This is a genomic window from Ruegeria sp. BF7 (assembly GCF_056538605.1).
Map to the genome: position 1 here is coordinate 254,263 of NZ_JBQFTM010000003.1, position 19,423 is coordinate 273,685.

Sequence of the window (19,423 nt, forward strand, 5' to 3'; positions counted from 1 at the left end):
GCAAGTGATCAGTGGGTCCCGCGCGGCACGAAATAGGGATCGATCAGAAGGGTTTCGCTCGCCTTGCCGGGCTCGGATAGCCGGCGTTCAAGCAAGTGGATCACGTGCTCGACCGACTGGTCGATGGGATTGTTCACGGTGCTCAGATTGAAGGTGGGCCATCGGGCCATTTCGATATCGTCGAAGCCTACAATCGACAGCGCACCGGGTACATCCAGCCCGATTTCCCGCGCCGCGGTCAGCGCGCCGATTGCGCTGGCATCATTGGCACAGACCAGCGCATCCAGGCGGTGATCCCGCAGCAGTTTCATCGACGCTTTATACCCGGCCTCGACGGTAAATTCCCCGGTCTCTTCCGCGATCAGGGATAACCCAACCTTTTCAAGGACAGCCAAAATACCCGCCCGGCGGTCAGCGGACGAAGCAAAGCAAGTCGCGCCTGCGATGTACCCGAAGCGTGTGCGTCCGCGATCAATAAGTGTTTGCGTCGCGATCCGCGTACCCTCGGCGTTTCGACAGCACACGTTATCGACCCCCGGCGCATCCACGATACGGCCGGATGAGATCATGGGGACGCCGAACTTGCTGCACTGCTCGACCAGCGGTCCGGGCATACTACCGCCGCGCAGAATCAGGGCGTCCAGCGGGTATCGCATCACCTGGTCAATTGCTGCTTCGGCGCGGTCATCACCGCCATCAATCAGAATCGGCCACTTGTTCAATGCGTTCAGCCGACCCACCAAACGGTTCACGAATTCGGAATCGTACGTACTGCGCATGTTGCCGACAAAAACTGCCACCAGATGCGACCGCCCCCCCTTTAACCCTGCCGCCAAAGCGTTGGGCTGATAACCCATGCGCGCGGCTATCTTATGGATTTTTTTTCTTTTGTTTACATCAAGATAAGCGCCCGGCGTAAAGGCGCGTGAGACGGCGGAACGCGACACTCCAGCCGCGTCGGCGACGGCTTGCGCCGTCACGCGGCGGGGCCTTTCGGCGGATTTGCTGCTGTCGTCTGTCACGCCAAATCTGTCCTCTTTTTTGGATTAATTTGTCAATATTGCTAGAAATCTTTCATCGAACTGTCATACGTTAACATTATGTGAGCACGTGTGCAGAATCCAGACACGGCTCGCCATGCAGGTCGGAGGGCTGCACGTTGAACAACGCTGCAGGAGAGCCTGCGCAACAACCTGGCATCTGTTGCCACCGGTCTCTTTGCTGCAAGGGGCCGAAATCGAACCGGAGGATCGAAATGACCAACCTGAAGTTTTGCGCAACAGCCGCAGCACTCGCGTTCACCGCGACTGCGGCCTTTGCAGAAACCGAAATCACCTGGTGGCACGCCCATGGCGGACAGTTGGGGGAAACCGTCAACAAGGTTGCCGAGAAGTTCAATGCTTCACAGGACGAATACAAAATCACTCCGATCTACAAAGGCAGCTACGAAGAGACGCTGACCGCAGGTATTGCGGCCTTCCGCGCCGGAGAACAGCCAAACATCATGCAGGTTTTCGACGCCGGTGCTGCCACCGTGATCGCCGCCAAAGGCGCGACCGTTCCGGTTCAGGACCTGCTGGCCGATAACGGCGTTGATTTTGATATCAACGACTACATCGCTGGTGTTCGCTACTTCTACGCCGACAGCGATGGTAAAATGATCGGCATGCCTTTCAACTCTTCGACGCCGATTTTGTATTACAACGTCGACGCGCTGGAAGCTGCAGGCGTGACGCCGCCGAAAACCTGGGAAGAGTTCCAATCGACCACCGCTCCGGCACTGAAAGAAGCGGGCTACATTGCGCTCAGCCAGTCACACCTGCCGTGGATCTTTACCGAGAACTTCATGTCGCGTCATGACCTGCCGTTTGCAACCAACAACAACGGCTATGACGGTACCGACACACAGATTCTGGTCAATAACGATGCGATCAAGGCACATTTCACTGCCGTGAACGAGTGGAAAGACAACGGCCTGTTCGAATGGTACGGCACCGGTTGGGGTGACAACGCCAAGCCGTTCGAAGAAGGCAAAGTTGCCATGTGGCTGGGCTCGTCGGGTTCGTTTGGCGGTCTGCTGCAGAAAGACCTTGGCTTCGAATTCAGCGCAGTTGAACTGCCCTATTGGGAAGCCGTGACAGCTGAGCCGACCCAAACCTTCATTGGTGGTGCTGCCCTGTTCGCGATGTCGGGCAAGTCGGACGAGGAAAACAAGGCGACGGCCGAATTCTTCCGCTTCCTCACCGCGCCCGAAACCCAATACTTCTGGCATCAGGAAACCGGTTACGTACCGATCACCGAGGCCGCCTATGAGCTTGCCAAAACAGAAGGCCACTATGACCGTTTCCCGGCCGCCGAAGTTGGTGTGAACCAGCTGCAGGACAAAGCCGGCGAGAACACCAAGGGATACCGCATGGGCTTCTACGTCCAGATCCGCGACATCATGAACCGCGAATATGGCCGTATCCTGACTGGTGAAACCGACGTGGAAACCGCTTTCAAAACCATCGAAGAGGAAGCCAACGAACTGCTGGCCCGCTTCGCCAAGACCCAGGGTTAAGCCCCGGGATCACCCCCAGGGTGGTCGCGTCTTCTCGGCGCGGCCATCACTTCTATTCTGAACGGACGGGTCATGAAACGCGCGGGCTTCGACAATATCTGGCTACCTGTGGCGCTGCTGCTGCCACAATTGATGATCATCGGCATCTTCTTCTACTGGCCCGCGGGCTGGGCGCTGCAATCATCGTTCTTTCTGCAGGACCCGTTCGGGTTCGGATCGACCTTTGTCGGGGCAGACAACTACACCTCGCTTATGGGCAATGATCAGTACAAGCGCATCGCATGGTTCACCGTTGTCTTTTCTGTCTTGGTCACCTTTTTCTCGCTGGCCATCGCGCTGTTGCTGGCGGTGAAGGCCGACAAAGTGCTGCGCGGGGCCAAGACCTATCGGACGCTGCTGATGTGGGTCTACGCCATTGCGCCGCCGGTCGCGGGCTTCCTTGGCATCCTGTTTTTCGACCAGAGCACCGGCCCGATGACCAAGTTCTTCCAGATGTTCGGCTGGGATTTCAAACTGGGCGTCGATTACAACGCCACCGCGACCGCAATGATCATCGTGTCGGTCTGGAAGCAGATTCCGGTAAACTTCATCTTTTTCCTGTCGGGCCTGCAATCCATCCCGCGTTCCGTGCGCGAGGCGGCGATGATCGACAACCGCTCGGCCACTGGACGGTTCTGGCAAGTCACCTTCCCCCTGCTAGCGCCGACCGCGTTCTTCCTGCTGATCATCAACATCACCTATGCGCTGTTTGACACATTCGGCATCATCGACGCGCTGATGAAGGGCGAACCCGGCAACAACCCGATGACGTTGGTCTACAAGGTCTATCTGGACGGGTTCCGGGGTAATGACCTTGGCGGTTCCTCGGCGCAATCCGTTGTCCTGATGGTTCTGGTACTGATCCTGACCGTCTTTCAATTCCGGCTTGTTGAACGCCGGATTCACTATACCTGAGGGGCTTGTCATGGCTGACACAACGCTTGAAACAACCGCCGAGACCCGCCCCCGCCGCATTCGCTGGGAAACAGTCGGAGATCACGTCGTCCTGATCCTCGGCTCCCTGCTGATGATCCTGCCGCCGTTGCTGGCGCTGACCACAGCCAGCCACGATGCGGTGACGATCCACCGCGAAGGGCTGCAACTGACGCTGGGCGACGATCTGGGCAAGAATTTCCACGCTGCCATGCTTGAAAAGGGCGGCTTCACCCAGACGGTCGACGGCACATTGATGCTGATGAATTCGTTCATTCTGGGCATCGGTTTTGCGGTGGGCAAGATCATCATCTCGATGATGGCCGCCTATGCAATCGTCTATTTCCGCCTCCGCTTTGCCACGCTGGCCTTCTGGATGATCTTTACCACTCTGCTGCTGCCGCTCGAGGTGCGTATCCTGCCGTCCTACGAAGCGATTCAGAAGCTGGGCCTGACAAACACCTATACCGGCCTGATCGTGCCACTGATCGCCTCGGCGACCGGCACCTTCTTCTTCCGTCAATTCTTCATGTCCGTGCCTGAGGAACTGGCCGAGGCCGCCCGCATCGACGGTGCAGGCCCGTGGAAGTTCTTCATCGACATCCTCGTGCCCCTCAGCCGGACGATGATCGCGGCGATCTTCATCATCATGTTCGTCTTTGGCTGGAACCAGTATCTGTGGCCGACCCTGATCACCACCGATGAAAGCTTCTTCACCCTGGTCCGGGGCATCAAGCAGATCGTACTGTCCTATACTGACAGCCAGATCCCCGAACATGGACAGGCTTTGGCGCTGGCCATCGTGGCGATGATCCCGCCTGTGGCCATCGTCATCTTTTTCCAGAACTGGTTCGTCAAGGGCCTCACAGAATCCGACAAATAAGGAATACGCGCATGGCTCAGGTTTCTTTAGAGGGCATCCGCAAGGTTTATCCCAACGGCTTTAAGGCGGTAGAAAGCACCAGCTTCACCATTCACGATGGCGAGTTCGTCGTTCTGGTCGGCCCCTCGGGCTGCGGTAAATCCACCCTGTTGCGGATGATCGCAGGGCTCGAGGATATCACCGAAGGTACTCTGAAAATCGGCGATCGGGTGGTCAACGATGTGGACCCGGCGGATCGGGACATTGCAATGGTGTTCCAGAACTATGCTCTGTACCCGCATATGACGGTGCGCAAGAATATCGGCTATGGGCTGAAGAACCGCGGCACACCGGCCGCGGAAATCGCGGCCAAGGTGGAAGACGCCGCCAAGATGCTGAACCTGACCGAGTACCTGGACCGCAAGCCAGCACAACTGTCCGGCGGTCAGCGTCAGCGCGTTGCCATGGGCCGCGCGGTGGTCCGCGATCCGGCATTGTTCCTGTTTGATGAACCGCTGTCGAACCTCGACGCCAAGCTGCGCAACCAAATGCGGATCGAGATCAAGGCCCTGCAGCGCCGCCTTGGCACCACTGCGGTCTACGTGACCCACGATCAGGTCGAGGCGATGACGATGGCGGATCGCATCATCGTTCTGAATGCAGGTCAGATCGAACAGATCGGCACCCCGTATGAAATCTATCACAACCCGGCCTCGACCTTTGTTGCATCCTTCATGGGCGCACCACCGATGAATCTGATCGAGGCTGAGGTGGCTGAACAGCAGGTCCGGATCAACGGGTATGACGGGCTGATGCCCGCCCCCGCCGCCTATGTCGGCCCCGTCACAATGGGCATCCGACCCGAGGATGTAGAACTGGACGATCAGGGTTCCGTCACGTTCCGTGTCGACATTCTTGAAGAACTGGGCGCCCACCGCCTTTTGCACGGCGCGATCGCGGATCAGCCCTTTACTGTGATGGTCGGCAAGGACCACGAAGTTCAAACCGGTGAGATCCGCGTCACCCTCAAGCCAGACGCTCTTAGGCTGTTCGATGTGGAAACGGGAAAAGTCCTTTGATTACTGAAATATTGAAGGTTCTTCCCGCTGTGACTCCGGATCAGCGTCAGGAAATTCTGGACGCGCCACGCACGTCTGAGGCTCACCGGGGCCTGTTGTCCGGCCTGCCCGCCATGAACGCTCTGCAGGTAGGGGGTGACGCTTCGGCTACTCAGTTACCCGCGCAATTCACCGTGGCCGCCTGGAATGTGGAACGCTGTCTGTTCCCCGAAGACACCGCCGCCCACCTGAAACCGATCATTCCGGACGTTGTTCTGTTGTCTGAGGTTGATTACGGCATGGCCCGCACCGCGCAGCGCCACACTACCGAAGAGATGGCGCGCGCACTGGGCATGGTCTACGCCTTCGGGGTCGAATTTCACGAGCTCGACCTGGGCGGCCCGACCGAACGATCCTTCTGCACCGATGCGTTCAACGAATGGGGCTGGCACGGCAACGCGATCCTGTCTTCGGTCCCGTTTGAACGCACTGCCCTGATCCGTCTGGACGATCACGGCCACTGGTTCACGCCCGAGGCCGGCGCGGTCGACCCCGATCAACCCCGTGTCGGCGGTCGAATGGCCATCGCCGCAGTGATCCCCGGTGCCAGCGGCCCTGTCTGCGTGGTCTCGACACATCTGGAAAGCAACGCGGACACGGCGCACCGGCATGCTCAGTTTGAACGGTTGCTGCAAACCGTGGATGCTTTTGCACCCGGTCTCCCGGTTCTCATCGGCGGAGACCTGAACACCGGCAACCACCTTCCGCCCGATTTCGACTGGCGGCAGGAAACCCTGTTCGATCTGGCCGAGGGTCACGGCTATTCCTGGGCTTTCACCCCGCCGGGGCACACGACGCGGCCAAGCCTGATCACCCCGCACCCGAACCGAAAAATGAAACTGGACTGGCTGGCAGGTCGCGGATTCGCACCTGTCGAAAGCGGGCTTCTGACCTCTATTTCCGCCTCAGGCACCCCCTTGTCGGACCACGATTGCGTCTGGAGCACCATTCGCCTGCAGAACGAAACAGCCTGAAACTGGCGACCCCGGCAGGATTCGAACCTGCAACCTGCCCCTTAGGAGGGGGCTGCTCTATCCAGTTGAGCCACGGGGCCGCGCAAGGCCCTCTGTAACGCGGTTTTTTTCGGTTGTCATGAGTTTTGCACAACAGTTGTAAAACGCGTCCTGTTCACGCTACCATCAGGCAAAACAACAGTGCAGGTGCCCTCCGTGACCACAGAAACAAAACGCCCGCTTACCCTTCGTGATGTCTCGGAAGCGTCCGGAGTGTCAGAGATGACGGTCAGCCGGGTTCTGAGAAACCGGGGCGACGTGTCCGACGCCACCCGCACACGCGTTCTGGCCGCCGCGAAAGAGCTTGGATACGTACCCAACAAGATCGCAGGCGCGCTGGCCTCAAGCCGGGTGAATCTGGTCGCGGTGATCATCCCGTCACTGTCAAACATGGTCTTCCCCGAGGTTTTGACCGGTATCAATCAGGTGCTGGAAGATACCGAATTGCAGCCCGTGGTCGGCGTCACCGACTATTTGCCCGAAAAGGAAGAAAAGGTCCTGTACGAGATGCTCTCGTGGCGGCCTTCGGGGGTGATAATCGCAGGGCTGGAGCATACCGAGGCCGCCCGTGCCATGCTGGATTCGGCAGGTATTCCGGTGGTTGAGATCATGGATACCGATGGCAAACCTGTGGACGCAATGGTTGGCATCTCGCACCGCCGGGCCGGGCGTGAAATGGCTGAGGCGATTCTGAAAGCGGGTTACGAACATATCGGTTTCATGGGCACCAAGATGCCGCTGGACCACCGCGCGCGGAAACGTTTTGAAGGCTTCACCGAAGTTCTCGGCAAGAACGGTGTCGAGATCGAGGATCGCGAGTTCTATTCCGGAGGTTCGGCCCTTGCCAAAGGGCGTGAGATGACACAGGCCATGCTTGATCGCTCTCCGGATCTGGATTTCCTTTATTATTCCAACGACATGATTGGCGCGGGCGGACTGTTGTACCTGCTGGAACAGGGCATCGACATACCGGGGCAGATCGGCCTGGCCGGGTTCAACAATGTCGAGCTGCTGCAAGGCCTGCCGCGCAAGCTGGCCACGATGGATGCCTGCCGGTTGGAGATTGGACGGAAGGCGGCTGAGATCATCGCCCGGCAACTGGCCGATCCGGAAGCCGAGATCGACACCCGCGTGACCCTGACCCCCAAGATCAGCTTTGGTGACACTCTGAAACGGCGCTAATGCCATGGCGTTGCCACGGCTGGACAACAAGGCGGCTCGTGCTCTGTTCATGGACCGTCACGCGCTGGCCGAACAGCCTTCGGGTGGGGCCAAGGGTGCGGACCTGCTGGACCTGATCCACCGGCTGGGTTTTGTGCAGCTGGACAGCATCAACACCGTCGCCCGCGCCCATGACATGATCCTGTTTTCGCGGCGGCCTTCTTACCGCGCGAAGAACCTCAAACGTCTATATGAGCGCGACAAGGCATTGTTCGAACACTGGACCCATGACGCAGCGGTCATTCCGATGGAGTTCTATCCGCACTGGCACCTGCGGTTTCAACGGGATGCCGATCTGCTGAAATCTCGCTGGAAGAACTGGCGTCGCGACGGTTTTGAACAGCAATTTGCCACTGTCCTGCAACATATCCGCGACCACGGGCCGGTATCGTCCTCCGATGTGGGCAAAGACGAAAAGAAAGGATCGGGCGGTTGGTGGGACTGGCACCCCTCGAAAACTGCGCTGGAGTTTCTGTGGCGGTCGGGGGCCCTGACGGTGATTGGCCGCAACGGGTTTCAGAAACGCTATGACCTGACGGAACGGGTGATCGACACGCATCTGTGCCCGGGCAACATGCACTGCGATGCCGAGGCGACCGCGGACTGGCTGTGCAATGCCGCGCTGGACCGGCTGGGCTTTGCCACGTCCGGAGAGCTGGCGGCGTTTTGGGACACGGTCAGCGTGTCCGAGGCGAAAACTTGGTGCCAACAGGCTCTAACAAGCGGGGATTTGGAGGAAATCGAAGTGACCTGCGCCAACGGGCAGGTGCGGAAACTGCTGGCCCGACCAGGGCTGACCGAGACTGACCTGCCCGCATCACCGGGCCGTATCCGGGTTCTCAGCCCGTTCGACCCCATGCTGCGCGACCGCAACCGGGCCGAACGGCTGTTCGGCTTCCACTATCGGATCGAGGTCTTCGTCCCTGCCGCCAAGCGGACCTACGGGTATTATGTCTTCCCTCTGCTGGAGGGCGACCGGATGATCGGCCGCATCGATATGAAGGCGCAGCGTGACCGGGGTATTCTGCAAGTCAGCGCACTGTGGCCGGAACGATCCGTGCGCTGGTCGGATGCCCGTACTCGGCGGCTGCAATCGGAACTGGACCGGGTCCGCCGGTTTGCCGGGCTGGATGACGTAGAATTTGAAACAGACTGGCTGAAAGACCCTAAATAAGTTCTATTCTGCATCCGTCAGCGTCAATTGGATCGGCTGCAACCCATCAATACCACCGTCTATCACATCGCCAGCCTGCACCGGGCCGACACCGGCAGGTGTGCCGGTCAGGATCAGGTCTCCGGGCCGCAGGTGGTAGTAGCCGGGCAGATGGCTGATAATCTCGTCAATCTTCCAGATCAGCTCGCTCAGCTTTGCATCCTGACGGATTTCGCCATTCACGCTCAGATGAATGCGGGTGGCATCTTGCGGCGACCAGTCCGCCGCACGAGTCAGCGGCGCAAACACAGTTCCGGCCTCAAGGTCCTTGACCAGATCCCAGCGACGCTGCTTGTTTCGCTCGCAGATTTGCAGGTCGCGGCGGGTCATGTCCAGCGCACAGCCATAGGCGTAAACCGCATCCCAAGCCTGCGTATTGGTGGCGCGGAAGACGGGTTTGCCAAGGGCCACCGTCAGTTTCATCTCGTGATGAAAATCCCCGGTGCCCGGCGGATACGGCAAGGTCGCCCCGGTCAGCACCGCATTTGGGGCGGATTTGGTGAAATAGAACGGAGCCTCACGATCGACCTCGTGCCCCATTTCGGCCGCGTGTATCGCGTAGTTGCGTCCGACACAGAAGATCCGCCCCACCGGATACGCCGCCTGCTGCCCTTGAACCGGAATTGCAATCGGTTCGGGAAGAGAAAACACAGTGACTGGCATCATGGCTTCCATTTATTTCAGGCAGCCCGCTTCTTGGTGCCGCTATCGGGTAGGACAAGACTCTCGGTATTGCGCATGCCCAAGTGCAGCAGAACAAACTGTCAGTCCAAGAAAACTTGAGCAATATCTGTCACAATCCAGGCGTTCTGCCTTGGAAACCACCGGAACAGTTCTAAATTGATGAGTGGCAGAGCGATTTCGCCGACTAATCGGGGTACGGCGAGCTCTGGCCGCCGCTCACAAGTACGGCGGGTAAACATGCACCCGTCTGGACGTGAAGACATCCTATAATCCCGCGAACCACGCGGCGTTACCGGGTGCGAATACTTCAGAGAACTACGGCCAAAGACTTTACCCCCAAAGACTTTGCGTCAGAGAGCCGGGTTATTTCGGTCCGGCACGTTTTCTGAAGCGCAGGCCGGACCGTCGGTATCTATCCGACGCAACCGGCCTCGGGCCAGGCACATAATCCAGTACACGTCTGGCCGCCCCGCCGGAGATAATACCTTTCTCCGGCGGGGTTCGAAGGTGAGGCGTCACGTTTCCAGATCACGCAGTTCATTCAACAGATCTAGCAGCGTCTCATGCCGTTCCGGGCCCAGCTTGGTGCGCAAATCCTCGGCCAGATGAATGGTCACCTGTATGTTGTCGCGGATAATCTGCTTTCCCTTTGCCGAAATGTCGACGATCTGCCTGCGCCTGTCACCGGGGTGGACTTCCCTTAGGATCAGGCCCTTGACCTCGAGCTTTTGCAGAATGCGGGTAAGGCTGGGCAACAGCAGGCACGCCCGGTCCGCAAGATGGGTCGGCTCTTGCGGGCCTTCCTCTTCCAGAACGCGCAATACGCGCCATTGCTGTTCGGTTACACCGACATCCGCCAGCATCTTGCGAATGGGCCCCATGACCCGTTCTCTGGCCCGAAGTAATGCAATGGGCAATGAACGTGACGTCAATGGTACTTCATTGGTCATAGGAAATTCTCGCCGAATTCCGGCTGCACTGCAACGGGCCAATCCGTTTTTCTGGGTGTTTATGCGGATTTAGCCCAAAATAGACACTGAATTGTCATGCGCAATTTACTGTGTTCAGGGCTATTGAAAGGTTACATGATCGAAAGATCGTTGACCTTAGGCCACGGATGACCATCACTGTCGGCGGAGTAAAATCCGGCCATGTAAGACGTGCGCCGGGTCAATAATGAGGTCTGCGATGAAGTGGGATGAGTTCACTGACTGGGGTAAGAAAATTACCGAATGGGCGCAGGATTACCACCTGACCGTGGGTGACAGGCCCGTTCGCGCCCGAACCGAACCGGGCGAGGTTCTGGACGCCCTGCCTGCCCATCCACCGGAACAGGCGCAGGCGATGGAGGATATCTTCCGCGATTTCGAGGATATCGTGATGCCGGGGATCACCCATTGGCAACACCCCCGGTTCTTTGCTTATTTCAATGCCAACACATCGCCTCCGTCGGTTTTGGCCGAGTTTCTGACCAGCGCCATCGCGCCGCAATGCATGTTGTGGCAGACCTCACCCGCCGCGACCGAGATGGAAACGCGGATGATGGACTGGCTGCGTCAGGCGCTGGACCTGCCCAAAGGGTTTGCCGGCGTCATTCAGGACTCAGCCTCCTCGGCGACGCTGGCGGCGGTGCTGACCATGCGGGAAAAGGCGTTGAACTGGCAGGGAAACCAGCAGGGTTTGTTCGGGCAGAAGCCACTGCGCGTCTATTGCTCGGCCGAAGTACATACCTCGGTGGATCGCGCCATCTGGGTGGCCGGGGTCGGACAGGACAATCTGGTGCGCATCCCGATCAAGGGAGACTGGCGCGGCATGGACCCCGAGGCGCTGGAAACGGCGATTCAAGCCGACTTAGACTCTGGTCAACAGCCCGCGGGTGTCATTCTGTGTGTCGGGGGAACCGGCACCGGGGCGACCGATCCGGTGGATGAATGCCTGAAGATCGCGCAGAAATACGGGCTGTATTCCCATATTGACGCGGCTTGGGCGGGGTCAGCTATGATCTGTCCGGAATACCGCCACTATTGGCCCGGGATCGCGCAGGCCGACAGCATCGTGTTCAATCCGCATAAATGGCTGGGCGTGCAGTTCGATTGCTGTGCGCATTTCCTGAAGAACCCCGACGATCTGGTGCAGACGCTGGCGATCAGTCCGGAATACCTCAAGACGCACGGCAAGGACGGGATCATCAACTATTCGGAATGGTCAGTGCCTCTGGGCCGTCGGTTCAGAGCGTTAAAACTGTGGTTCGTGCTGCGCGCCTATGGGTTGGAGGGGCTGCGCGAAAGGCTGCGCAACCATGTCAACTGGTCCATTGACCTGCATGACCGGCTGGCGGCTGCGCCGGGTTTTCAAATCGTCACTCCGCCAATGTGGTCGCTCTGGACCTTCCGCTACATACCCGATGGGCATACGGACCTGGACGATCTGAACTTGCGTTTGATCAACGCGATCAACGATGATGGCCGCATCTATCTAACCCAGACCCGCGTCGATGGTGATCTGGTGATCCGCTTTCAGGTCGGTCAGTTCGAAACCACCGAGGATGACGTCCGCATGGCCTATGATGTTATCACCGAAATCGCCCGCTCACTTACCTAGAGGTTCCCATATGGCTGCACCTGATAACTCGTTTAAACAGGCTCTAATAAAGGGAGATCAGTTGATCGGCTGCTGGAGCAGTTTTGCCGAACCCGTCGCGGCTGAGATCATGGGCACCGCAGGTTTCGACTGGCTGGTGATCGACGGAGAGCACGCGCCGAATGACATCCGCTCGCTGCGGGATCAGCTGATGGCGCTTGCCGCCAGCCCCTCGCACCCGGTGGTGCGGGTGCCGGTGGGCGATACCGCACTGATCAAGATGGTGCTGGATATCGGCGCGCAGACCATTCTGGTGCCAATGGTCAACAGCGTCGAACAGGCACGCGAGTTGGTGCGGGCCTGCCGATATCCGCCCGTAGGCCTGCGCGGGGTCGGTGCCGGGGCGGCACGGGCTACGGGTTATGGCTCGGTCTCGGACTATATTCAGACCGCGGATGAGCAGATTTGCCTGCTGGTGCAGGTGGAAAACCGCGCCGGGATGGCGGCACTGGACGACATTCTGCAGGTTGATGGCGTCGATGGCGTGTTCATCGGCCCGGCGGACCTGTCCACCGATATGGGATTTCAGGGCAACAGCGCCGCGCCCGAGGTGCGCGCCACCATCGCCGATGCAATCGTGCGGATCAAAGCCGCGGGCAAAGCGCCCGGCATTCTGGGCACCAATGACGAAACCAATCAGGCTTATCTGGAGATGGGTGCACAGTTTCTGGCGGTTGGGATTGATGTGATGCTGCTGGCGCAAGCCGCAAGGGCACTGGCTGCTAAGTGGAAGGCAAAATAGCGCGCTAACCCTGCATTGCAGCAGCAGCCTGCGCGTAACCGCCCGAAGCCCCGTCAACGAAATGCACATGGTCGTCCCGCATCGCCGAGGGCACAAAACAGGTCATCATCGCCTCGTCCTGTGCGTGCAACCCATAGCGGACCTTGCCCTGTTCGCGCGCCTGTTCCAGCATAATCCTGATTTGCTTGAGCGTCGCCGGATCGCAATCCAGTGTCATCTTCAGCCCGTCATCAAACTTGCGGAAGTCTGCGTTCCGACTGACCATATGTTTATAGTGGCCGGGATCGAACTCACCCAACCGCTTACCGGTTTTGAACAACAGCGCGATCAGCAAGTTCTGCCCCAGCAGCTTTATCCTTTGCCCAAGCAGGTTACGCCCAGCGCGGGAAACACGCGCGTCAAGCTCGACATCCGGGGGTGGCCAACTGATCGGAGGGCCGTTTTCCGGCACTGGGTGGCCGGCACGCTCCAACCGTTCCGAGGCGGTCAGAACCGACCGGGCCAGATCGGCAAAATCGCTCTCGGTCGCTTTCTGCGTCGGCTGCACCACCAGCGAAACGATCTGCCCATGACGCGCCTTGCTGTTGGACCAGCGGCAGGACAGGCCGGTCAGATCAGGCAGTGCGCCCGGTTCGGCGGGCGGCACTTCGAACGCACCGGATTTCATCTGCGTTTCGGCCCAGACCAGCCCGCCGCCCGAGAACATGGCGTAATCCACCCCGTCCGAGGGCGCATAGCGCGCCACTCGCAAGTCCCGGCCCGTCAAGCGGATTTCGGATACCGGCACCAATGCCCCGCGCAATGCGATCGAGAACTCTTCATCGGCCCAGCGCCGCAGCTCGGCCAGCACCGTGCGGGCGGTATCGACGGCGCTTGCGGGGATCGCAAATCCGGCGCCATCGCCACCGAAAACATAGGGAAACTCCTGCCCCTTCAGCGCGTTTATCATTGCCGAGATCACCGCCGCGCCCACCATGTTGACGGTTTTGTAACGACCCCTTGCAATCTCACCGGTGGAATCGACGATATCGGCCACGCCCAGCGCCCAGTCACCCGGCACGGGCGTAAACCTCGCTGGTTGCGCCAAACTGGTGAAGTCCCGCTGTCGGGGAAGGCTGTCATAAAAGGCGGCCTGTGCGTCTTTCATCGGCACCTCGGGATCATGGGTATCGGAACAAATAGCCCGAATGTGAACGCTGTCCGGTGAAAACAGTATAACACACAAGCTTGTGTGGCGCACCGGGACGTGCCAAGCGTTTCTGCGCAGCTTGGGGGAGAAGGGGCGGTTCATGAAGGCAGGTCTGGTAGTCTTGTGCCTGGGCTATGTGCTCAGCCAGTTCTTTCGCGCCTTTCTGGCGGTGCTGAGCGTTGATCTGGGCCGCGATATCGGCGCCACGCCCGAGGATCTGGCCTTTGCCTCGGGGCTTTGGTTTCTGGTTTTTGCCGCCATGCAGTTGCCAGTGGGTTGGGCACTGGATCAGATCGGGCCGCGCCTGACAGCAGCAGTTCTGTTGCTGGTCGGCGGCGCGGGCGGCGCGGCACTGTTTGCCCTGGCCAGTACACCGTTTCATGTCGCTGTCGCCATGGGGTTGATCGGTGTCGGGTGTTCTCCGGTGCTGATGGCATCTTACTACATCTTTGCGCGGGAATACCCGCCCGCGCGCTTTGCGACGTTGGCGGCGGTGATGCTGGGCGTGGGCTCGGTGGGCAATCTGGTGGCCTCCTACCCCACCGCGCTGGCGGTCGAGCTGATGGGGTGGCGCGCGACGATGTGGGTGCTGGCGCTGTTCTCGGGTGCCATTGCGCTGGGCATCTGGATCACCGTGCACGATCCAAAACGGGTTGAGACCGAGCACCGGGGGTCTGTGCTGGACCTGCTGAAGGAACCCGCGCTTTGGGCGATCCTGCCGCTGATGCTGGTGGCCTATGCGCCCGCGGCGGCCACGCGTGGGTTGTGGGCCGGGCCATATCTGAGCGATATCTTCAAACTCAGCACCACCCAGATCGGTACGGCGACGCTGATCATGGGGGCGGCGATGATTGCGGGCACCTTTGCCTATGGTCCGCTTGACCGGATGCTGGGTACGCGGAAATGGGTGATCTTCGGCGGCAATGCGCTGGGCACGGCGGCGCTGGTGCTGCTGTGCCTGTGGATCGACAGCGCGGTCTGGCTGTCAGTACTGCTGATGGCGGTGATTGGCTTCCTCGGGGCCAGCTTTCCGGTCATCATGGCGCATGGCCGCGCCTTTGTGGCTCCGCATCTGGTGGGGCGGGGCATGACCCTGCTGAACCTCTTTGGCATTGGCGGCGTTGGCATTGCGCAATTCGTCACGGGACGCATCCATGCGGCCACAGTGGACATCAGCCCGACCGCGCCCTACACAGCGATATTCGGCTTTTTCGCGATCACGCTTGCCATTGGCTGCGTGATCTACCTATTCAGCCGCGACAGCGTCGACTGACGCTGAAACCGTCAGGAGCACCCATGTCCGACCCGCGCGTCATTGCCCCCAATCTAAAACGCAGGCTTTCGGGCGTGACGGCGACGATTGCCCGGCTGGTGCCGCTGCAGGTTCAATGGATCGACATCGCCGCGACGGGGCCGGGCCTGCCATCGGACATCCCGCATATCCCTCTGGGCCGCCTACCCTTTCTGTCGCGCAAAACCCAGCGTGTCTGGCACGCCCGCCGCAACACCGAGATGCTGCTGGGCCTGTTCCTGCGCAACATCCTGCGGCTGAAGCTGAAACTGCTTTTCACCAGCGCCTCGCAACGGGCCCACACCGGTTACACCAAATGGCTAATCGAGAAGATGGACGCGGTGGTCGCCACCTCGCGCAAGACGGCCGGGTATCTGGAGCGCGACGCGCAGGTGATCATGCATGGCATCAACCTGCAGGATTTCACTCCGCCCGAAGACAAATCCGCTGTTCGGGCAGAACTGGACCTGCCCGAAGGCCTGTTGCTGGGCTGCTATGGCCGCATTCGCCACCAGAAAGGCACCGACGCCTTCGTTGATGCGATGATCGACCTGTGTGGCCGCTTTGAAGACGTGCACGGCATCGTCATGGGCCGCGCCACCGAGAAACACACCGACTTTCTGGCCGAACTGAAAGACAAGGTCGCCAAGGCGGGCCTGTCCGACCGTATCCTGTTCAAACCCGAGGTGACCGTGGACCAGATCGCCGAGTGGTATCAGGTGCTGGATCTGTTCATCGCCCCGCAACGGTGGGAAGGGTTCGGCCTCACCCCATTGGAGGCGATGGCTTGCGGCGTGCCGGTTGTCGCCACCGATGTGGGCGCGTTTTCCGAGATTGTCACCAACCCGTCGCTAGGCCGCGTGGTGGAGCCCGGTGACATCCCCGCCTTGGCTGATGCCGCCGCCGAAATGCTGACCGACCGCGATTCCCTGACGCAATCCGGCATCGCCGCCCGCGCCCATGTCGAGCAGAATTTCGATATATATGGCGAGGCCAAGACCCTAGTGGCGCTTTACGAACGGCTTCTGAACGACGCCTGACGCTCCTTGCCGCGTAAAATCGGCGTCATTGGGGGAATATCGCCCCGAAAACCCTTTTTTCTTTCTCGCCGCGCGGCTATGAACGCGCGTCCTTAACTTTGGAGACATGAAATGGGCTATCGCGTCGTTGTCGCCGGCGCCACGGGTAACGTGGGCCGCGAAATGCTGAACATCCTGGCGGAACGCCAGTTCCCGGTCGATGAACTTGCCGCCCTGGCAAGCCGTCGTTCGCTGGGTACCGAAGTAAGCTTTGGCGACAAGACACTGACGACCCAGGACATCGACACCTTCGATTTCACCGGCTGGGACATGGCTCTGTTTGCCATCGGCTCAGACGCAACCAAGACGTATGCCCCCAAGGCGGCAGCGGCTGGCTGCGTGGTGATCGATAACTCGTCGCTCTATCGCTATGACCCGAAGATTCCGCTGATCGTGCCGGAATGTAACCCTGAGGCGATCCACGACTACAAGAACAAGAACATCATCGCCAACCCGAACTGTTCGACTGCGCAGATGGTTGTCGCGTTGAAGCCCCTGCACGACCGCGCCAAGATCAAGCGCGTTGTGGTGTCGACCTATCAGTCGGTCTCGGGCGCCGGTAAAGAGGGTATGGACGAGCTGTGGGATCAGACCAAAGCGGTCTACAACCCCACCACCGAGGTTGAACCGAAGAAGTTCCAGAAGCAGATCGCCTTCAACGTCATTCCGCAGATTGACGTCTTCATGGAAGACGGCTCGACCAAGGAAGAGTGGAAGATGGTTGTGGAAACCAAGAAGATCGTCGATCCGTCGATCAAGGTCACGGCAACCTGCGTCCGCGTTCCGGTCTTCGTTGGCCACTCTGAGGCTGTGAACATCGAGTTCGAGGAATTCCTGGACGAAGACGAAGCCCGTGACATCCTGCGCGAAGCACCGGGCATCATGGTGATCGACAAGCGCGAGGCCGGCGGCTACGTCTCGCCGGTCGAATGTGCGGGCGATTTCGCCACCTTCATCAGCCGCATCCGTCAGGACTCGACCATTGAAAACGGCATCAACCTGTGGTGCGTCTCGGACAACCTGCGCAAGGGTGCTGCACTGAACGCAGTGCAGATCGCCGAATTGCTGGGTCGTGAAGTTCTGAAAAAGGGCTGAACCCGTTCCAACAGAAATGCCACAAGGGCCACCAAATCCGGGTGGCCCTTTTTCTTTTTCTTGTAGTGAAATAAAGCGCCTGCAACCTTTGCGGGTAGCCGGAACCTTTTCTCTGCGAGCACTTATGAAAAACCTGTTTTATCTGTTGGCGCTTGCGCCGACGTTGCTGTCTGCCGAAACTTTCACAATCGACACCAAAGTCAGCGAAGTGACAGTATACCCACAAGGAGTCGAAGTTCTTCGAACCGGAAGCTATTCGATCCCTGCCGGCACACATCGGCTGGTACTGTTGGGCGTCCCGGCCAGTGATCCGGATACCCAGTTGTCAACGATGCAGGTTCAGGCCGATGGGCTCAGCCGATCCGCGCTCATTGTTCGCGGAGATGATGTGCCCTGGCATGACTACGTCAGCGATGAGGTCAAACAGGCCGAGGATCGCGTCACTGATATCGAAAACCAGATCGCGGCGGTAGAGGACAGGGCCGAAACTGCGCGGCTCAGGGCCGAGGCGGCCCGTCATAAGATCGCATTCCTGTCCAATCTGGGCCGGAACGAGGGTCTGGCAGGTTCAGATGCTGAAAACCTGCGCAGAATTGCTCAAATGGTTGGAGAAGAATCTCTGAACGCCGAGAACACTGCCCAAACCGCCGAAATCGAAGCACGCAAAATCGAAGAGAAACTGGTCGATCTGGAAGAGCAACTGGACGCAGCACAAGCCGATCTGGCTGCCTTGCTGCCAGAAACGGACGAGCGACTGTTCATCGCTGTGGACGTCACTGCCAAAGCGGCGTCCGAGGGCGCTATTTCCCTGTCTTACATCGAATTCTACAACGCAGGATGGCAACCCGGGTACGAATTTGATCTGAAGACCACAGACACGCCCGAAGTCCGGATCGACCGACGCGTTCTGGTGACGCAGGAGACTGGCGAGAACTGGCAGGACGTCAGGCTTAGCGTGTCGACACTTCAACCCGTTGGGCAAAACAGCGCATCGCGTATCTTTTCCCAACGCAGGTCAATCAGCGAATACGTTGCAAATCTTGAAGAACCAGTTGTCGAAGCCCCGGTGGTGGTGGAGGAAACTGCGGGCTTTGCACCCGATCCCGCATCCGTTCAGGGCACCGGCATTACCTATACCTTGTCCGAGCCGATCTCGATCGCGAGCGGGTCTGAGATTGCCGAATTCGCCCTGGACAGCATGACCCAGTCGGTTGAACTGTTTGCGCTGGCAAACCCACGTCGCGATGAAACGGCGTATCGCACAGCACGTTTCACCAATCCTTACGACCAGATGTTGCTGTCGGCGAACTATGCCAGATGGCGGGTCAACGGAGTGTTGGTGGCAGCGGACAGCACCGCAAGCATTGGTCCACGGGAAGAGGTTGAGATGGGGTTTGGCCCGCTTTACGCCCTGACCGTCAACCGCAACATCCTGGGGCGTAGCCAAGGCGATGTTGGTCTTATTTCACGCTCCAATCAAAGTCAGGAACGCGTCCAGATTAAGATTGAAAATCTGACAGGCGAAACCTGGCCGCTCCGCATTTTGGACCGCGTGCCTTTTTCCGAACAGGACGATCTTGAGATCACCTGGACTGCCCAGCCGAAACCAAACGAAGAAAACGTAGACAACCGGCGCGGCATTCTGGCATGGGAGCTGGAGCTGGCGCCGGGTCAATCGGAGACGATTCAATTGGATACCAAACTCAGTTGGCCCGAAGGAATGGAGCTGCACTGATACGCTCCA

17 protein-coding genes and 1 tRNA gene are annotated in these 19,423 nt (G+C 59.2%); 13 read left to right on the forward strand and 5 right to left on the reverse strand.

Going from position 1 to position 19,423, the window contains the following annotated elements; all coding sequences use genetic code 11:
* Positions 1-8: 8 nt before the first annotated feature.
* A complete protein-coding gene (locus ACR0IK_RS09810) occupies positions 9-1,022 on the reverse strand; it encodes a LacI family DNA-binding transcriptional regulator (RefSeq protein WP_480591691.1) in 1,014 nt (337 codons plus the stop codon).
* A gap of 233 nt (positions 1,023-1,255) precedes the next feature.
* Between ACR0IK_RS09810 and ACR0IK_RS09815 the strand changes: the two genes are divergently transcribed.
* The 5 genes from ACR0IK_RS09815 to ACR0IK_RS09835 all read left to right on the forward strand — a co-directional run bounded on the left by ACR0IK_RS09815 (position 1,256) and on the right by ACR0IK_RS09835 (position 6,486).
* The gene (locus ACR0IK_RS09815) at positions 1,256-2,560 is read left to right on the forward strand and encodes an extracellular solute-binding protein (protein ID WP_480641349.1); all 1,305 of its coding nucleotides are present in this window, start codon (positions 1,256-1,258) and stop codon (positions 2,558-2,560) included.
* A gap of 72 nt (positions 2,561-2,632) precedes the next feature.
* Positions 2,633-3,514, forward strand: coding sequence for an ABC transporter permease subunit (locus tag ACR0IK_RS09820; RefSeq protein WP_480591696.1), 882 nt, complete (start codon positions 2,633-2,635; stop codon positions 3,512-3,514).
* A gap of 10 nt (positions 3,515-3,524) precedes the next feature.
* A complete protein-coding gene (gene ugpE, locus ACR0IK_RS09825; RefSeq protein ID WP_480591700.1) occupies positions 3,525-4,415 on the forward strand; it encodes a sn-glycerol-3-phosphate ABC transporter permease UgpE in 891 nt (296 codons plus the stop codon).
* Between the two features lie 11 nt (positions 4,416-4,426).
* Positions 4,427-5,473: an ABC transporter ATP-binding protein gene (locus ACR0IK_RS09830; RefSeq protein WP_480591703.1), complete on the forward strand. Its 1,047-nt coding sequence runs from the start codon at positions 4,427-4,429 to the stop codon at positions 5,471-5,473.
* Positions 5,470-6,486 (forward strand): endonuclease/exonuclease/phosphatase family protein, encoded by a 1,017-nt coding sequence (locus ACR0IK_RS09835; protein WP_480591706.1) that lies wholly within the window; start codon positions 5,470-5,472, stop codon positions 6,484-6,486. The genes ACR0IK_RS09830 and ACR0IK_RS09835 overlap by 4 nt, the downstream gene beginning before the upstream one ends.
* A gap of 3 nt (positions 6,487-6,489) precedes the next feature.
* On the opposite strand, the gene ACR0IK_RS09840 is transcribed toward ACR0IK_RS09835, so the two are convergent.
* Positions 6,490-6,566: transfer RNA gene (locus tag ACR0IK_RS09840), tRNA-Arg, on the reverse strand.
* A 115-nt stretch (positions 6,567-6,681) separates the two neighbouring features.
* Between ACR0IK_RS09840 and ACR0IK_RS09845 the strand changes: the two genes are divergently transcribed.
* Entirely contained in the window at positions 6,682-7,707 is a 1,026-nt protein-coding gene (locus ACR0IK_RS09845) for a LacI family DNA-binding transcriptional regulator (protein ID WP_480591713.1), read from the forward strand.
* Positions 7,708-7,711: 4 nt separating this feature from the next.
* Positions 7,712-8,920: a winged helix-turn-helix domain-containing protein gene (locus tag ACR0IK_RS09850; RefSeq protein WP_480641350.1), complete on the forward strand. Its 1,209-nt coding sequence runs from the start codon at positions 7,712-7,714 to the stop codon at positions 8,918-8,920.
* A 3-nt stretch (positions 8,921-8,923) separates the two neighbouring features.
* Here the strand turns inward: ACR0IK_RS09850 and ACR0IK_RS09855 are convergent, their stop codons facing one another.
* Both ACR0IK_RS09855 and hpaR read right to left on the reverse strand, forming a co-directional pair.
* The gene (locus ACR0IK_RS09855) at positions 8,924-9,622 is read right to left on the reverse strand and encodes a fumarylacetoacetate hydrolase family protein (protein WP_480641351.1); all 699 of its coding nucleotides are present in this window, start codon (positions 9,620-9,622) and stop codon (positions 8,924-8,926) included.
* 536 nt (positions 9,623-10,158) lie between these two features.
* Positions 10,159-10,593 carry a homoprotocatechuate degradation operon regulator HpaR gene (gene hpaR, locus ACR0IK_RS09860; protein ID WP_480591726.1) on the reverse strand — a complete coding sequence of 145 codons (435 nt, stop codon included), beginning with the start codon at positions 10,591-10,593 and terminating at the stop codon, positions 10,159-10,161.
* 238 nt (positions 10,594-10,831) lie between these two features.
* On the opposite strand from hpaR, the gene ACR0IK_RS09865 reads away from it, so the two are divergent.
* On the forward strand, positions 10,832-12,244 hold the full coding sequence (locus ACR0IK_RS09865) for a pyridoxal phosphate-dependent decarboxylase family protein (RefSeq protein ID WP_480641352.1): 1,413 nt from the start codon (positions 10,832-10,834) through the stop codon (positions 12,242-12,244).
* 10 nt (positions 12,245-12,254) lie between these two features.
* Positions 12,255-13,025, forward strand: a complete 771-nt coding sequence (locus ACR0IK_RS09870; RefSeq protein ID WP_480641353.1) for an HpcH/HpaI aldolase family protein — start codon at positions 12,255-12,257, stop codon at positions 13,023-13,025.
* Between the two features lie 4 nt (positions 13,026-13,029).
* Here ACR0IK_RS09870 and ACR0IK_RS09875 read toward each other — a convergent pair whose 3' ends face one another.
* A complete protein-coding gene (locus ACR0IK_RS09875; protein ID WP_480641354.1) occupies positions 13,030-14,172 on the reverse strand; it encodes a DUF3095 domain-containing protein in 1,143 nt (380 codons plus the stop codon).
* Between the two features lie 142 nt (positions 14,173-14,314).
* Between ACR0IK_RS09875 and ACR0IK_RS09880 the strand changes: the two genes are divergently transcribed.
* The 4 genes from ACR0IK_RS09880 to ACR0IK_RS09895 all read left to right on the forward strand — a co-directional run bounded on the left by ACR0IK_RS09880 (position 14,315) and on the right by ACR0IK_RS09895 (position 19,414).
* On the forward strand, positions 14,315-15,487 hold the full coding sequence (locus ACR0IK_RS09880) for an MFS transporter (protein ID WP_480641355.1): 1,173 nt from the start codon (positions 14,315-14,317) through the stop codon (positions 15,485-15,487).
* Between the two features lie 23 nt (positions 15,488-15,510).
* Complete coding sequence (locus ACR0IK_RS09885) at positions 15,511-16,545, forward strand: glycosyltransferase family 4 protein (protein ID WP_480641356.1); 1,035 nt, start codon at positions 15,511-15,513, stop codon at positions 16,543-16,545.
* 111 nt (positions 16,546-16,656) lie between these two features.
* Positions 16,657-17,679, forward strand: coding sequence for an aspartate-semialdehyde dehydrogenase (locus ACR0IK_RS09890; RefSeq protein WP_480591756.1), 1,023 nt, complete (start codon positions 16,657-16,659; stop codon positions 17,677-17,679).
* Between the two features lie 124 nt (positions 17,680-17,803).
* Positions 17,804-19,414, forward strand: coding sequence for a DUF4139 domain-containing protein (locus ACR0IK_RS09895; protein WP_480641357.1), 1,611 nt, complete (start codon positions 17,804-17,806; stop codon positions 19,412-19,414).
* The last annotated feature ends 9 nt before the right edge of the window (positions 19,415-19,423 follow it).